Origin of the sequence: Bacillus sp. JJ864, assembly GCF_036963045.1 — a bacterium.
Lineage (GTDB): Bacteria > Bacillota > Bacilli > Bacillales > Bacillaceae_G > Bacillus_A > Bacillus_A pseudomycoides_C.
The window spans coordinates 1-1,646 of record NZ_JBALLY010000109.1 but is presented as its reverse complement, the minus strand read 5'-3'; the positions used below and the strand labels follow the sequence as shown (position 1 = coordinate 1,646).

The following is a 1,646-nucleotide window of genomic DNA, read 5'->3' as shown; positions in this document are numbered from 1 at the left end:
GTCTTAACGACTATTATGCCAATAGTGCTCGGCAAGAAGCGATTGCCCTATTCTCCGCTGTAAAAGAACAACAAACACTCCATCTTCAACAAATTGACGAGAAAATCAAAGACCTCAAGAAGAAACTCAAATCTGAACGCTCCTATCTAACCAAGATGAAAAAAGTGAAAGAGAGTTTTAGAAAAGGAAAACCGACATTTCCTAAAAATACTTCTTTTACCATCCGACCAAGTGGGATTATCTCCCTTTCTCTTCCAAAGAAAACGATGATTTGGCTGACTTTCTATTCTTTTGAACACTGCTATTTAGACCCGAAAATCAAGACAACAAAAGCAAAAATTGGACGGTTAAAGCACCGATTCGATCGCTTGCAACAAAAGAAAGAAAAGCTGCAAGAACATATTCCAAGTGCTGTGTTTGGCACAAAAAAATTATTTCGATCTCAGTTTACAAAAGAAGAATTTGTAACACATCATGAAGGATGGAAAACCCTTTTCTCTGCCGCCCGAAACAAACAGATGATGATTTCTGGCCGCAAAGATGCTCGCTGTGGTAACTTTGTATTTCAATACAACATCGAAAAACAGGAGCTCTCTTTTACCTCTATACATGGAAACGTGTGGACTTTCCCATTTTTGATGTTTCCGTATGGACAAGACATCGTCAATCATGTAGTAGCTGCACAAATTGAGTGTAAACAAAAAAAGAAGTACGGCGAGCCGATCTCTTGGTCTATTGAAGACTACGGAGCGTATTACCTCATCAAATGTATGGTAGATGTAGAAAGCAATTCTTACATCAACTTCAGTACAAGTGACGGTGTCATTGGAGTAGATTGTAACTACGATCATTTGGCCTGGGGAAATGTTTCAAAAGATGGAAACTATCTCGAAAGCGGCATTCTTCCTTTTTCTTTGGAGGGGAAATGTTCCGGTGCCATTACAAAAATCTTAGAAGCAGAGGCGATTCGTCTTGTTGAATTGGCTGTCCGAAAGAACAAACCGATTGTGCTGGAGAAGCTGGACACTACGCTCTCGAAAACGGGAAACAAATACGATAACAAGAAAAGAAACAGAAAAAAAAGTATGTTTGCGTACCGAAAGATAATAGAAGCGATTCAAAATAGGGCAAACAAGATGGGGGTGGACGTAAAAAAAATAAACCCAGCGTACACATCGATTTCTGGAAAAATGAAGTATATGCGCAAATTCGGCATCTCCATTCATCAAGCAGCTGCTTTCACGATTGGGAGACGCGGGTTAGGGTACCTGGAGAAGGTATCGAACGTCCTTAAAACCTATATGAATCTAACGAATATGCATCATTGGAAGCAATGGAACATATGGAACAAACAACTAGCTGTTCGTACACATGTATTATATACGTTGTTTGATGTAAATCGGCCTCATGAGGGTATAAATGGATCTCATACCGAACTAACGGAAGAGGAAAGAAAAGGAATACGCAAATTGCTTGCGTAAAAGGATAAGATTACGGATTATTCAATCTATTTTTTGCCGATACAAAACAGAACACAAGGTACCAGTCTTTTACTCCCTTCACCAGAGCAGATGATGTGGTCTAGTAGCTGGGTGCATTGCCTTGTGTGCTCTCCTCTATATTGCTTGAAGAGGGCGTACCTTTTT

The 1,646-nt window shown here is 39.8% G+C and carries 1 protein-coding gene; it reads left to right on the top strand.

Going from position 1 to position 1,646, the window contains the following annotated elements:
* Positions 1 to 1,481, top strand: a 1,481-nt coding sequence (locus V7024_RS16780) for an IS200/IS605 family accessory protein TnpB-related protein (protein WP_335521975.1), incomplete at its 5' end; no start/stop codon positions are given.
* Between the last annotated feature and the right edge of the window lie 165 nt (positions 1,482 to 1,646).